This window comes from Actinosynnema sp. NPDC023658, assembly GCF_040639995.1.
Taxonomy (GTDB): Bacteria; Actinomycetota; Actinomycetes; order Mycobacteriales; family Pseudonocardiaceae; genus Actinosynnema.
Map to the genome: position 1 here is coordinate 1 of NZ_JBFAAX010001307.1, position 1,346 is coordinate 1,346.

Below are 1,346 nucleotides of genomic sequence, written 5' to 3' on the forward strand. Positions count from 1 at the left end.
CGACTGACAGTGATGATGTGTGTGGTGATGTCGTTGGCGGGTCTGACCCATCGACTGACTGACGTCCTGACTGTCCTGCTGGGGATTTGTCGGCCCGTCGACGGCGTCACCGCGCACGCGGCCGGACGGGCGTTTGTGACTTCATAGGAGCCTGGCCAGAGGCCCCGTCACTGTCCTGTCCACCCGCCCGACCGGCGCGTGCCGCCCCTGGTGAACCCACGCTGCAAGGGACGGACATGACCAGCATGACGCACGACGGCACACCGGTCACCGGCGGAGTCGACACCCACGGCCTAACCCACCACGCCGCCGTGATCGACCCGGTCGGCAGACACCCGGCCGACCGGGAATTCCCCGCGACCATCGCCGGCTATCGAGCACTGCTGGGCTGGATGCGCTCACACGGCCCGGTGGCCGCGGTCGGGGTCGAGGGCACCGGCGCCTACGGCGCCGAACTGGCCCGCGTGCTCACCGCCGCCGGGATCACCGTCGTCGACGTCGACCGACCCGACCGCAAGACCAGGCGGAGCAAGGGCAAGTCCGACCCCGTCGACTCCTACGCCGCCGCCTCCGCCGTGCTCTCCGGGCGGGCCACCGGCCTCCCGAAGAGCCGGGACGGTGCCGTCGAGGCCGTCCGGGTTCTGCGCGTGGCCCGCCGCAGCGCGGTCAAGGCCCGCACCCAGACCGTCAACCAGATCCGAGGCCTGCTCGTCTCCGCGCCCGCGGCGCTGCGTGAGCGGGTCACCCGCGGCCTGAACCGGGCCGCGCTGGTCGACGCGCTCGCCCGGCTGCGACCAGGCGACGATCTGTCCGACCCGACCACCGCGACCCGGGCGGCCCTGCGCCGCCTGGCCCGCCGCCACCGCGCCCTGGACGCCGAGATCACCGAACTGGACGCCGAGATCGGTCCGCTGGTCGCCCGAACCGCGCCCGCCCTGCCGGAGCTGTTCGGCGTCGGCCCGGAGACCGCCGGACAGCTTCTGACCTCGGCCGGTGACAACCCGGAACGGATGCGGTCGGAGGCGGCGTTCGCGCACCTGGCCGGGGTCGCCCCGATCCCCGCGTCCTCCGGGCGCGTCCACCGCCACCGGCTCAACCGCGGCGGCGACCGCGCCGCCAACAACGCCCTGCACACCATCGCCCTGGTCCGTATGCGCCACGACCAACGCACCCGCGACTACGTCCAACGCCGCACCAGGCAAGGCCTGTCCGGCAAGGACATCATCCGCTGTCTCAAACGCTTCATCGCCCGCGAGGTCTATCGCGCACTGACCAGCACAAACCCCCACCACGCCACCCAACCCACAAACCCAGCCACCGCCGCTTGACTTCTATAGGAGCATCCC

At 72.1% G+C, this 1,346-nt stretch carries 1 protein-coding gene; it reads left to right on the forward strand.

Annotated elements, in window-relative coordinates:
- The first annotated feature begins 236 nt into the window (after positions 1–236).
- The gene (locus AB0G02_RS40535; protein WP_360805949.1) at positions 237–1,328 is read left to right on the forward strand and encodes an IS110 family transposase; all 1,092 of its coding nucleotides are present in this window, start codon (positions 237–239) and stop codon (positions 1,326–1,328) included.
- Positions 1,329–1,346: the final 18 nt, after the last annotated feature.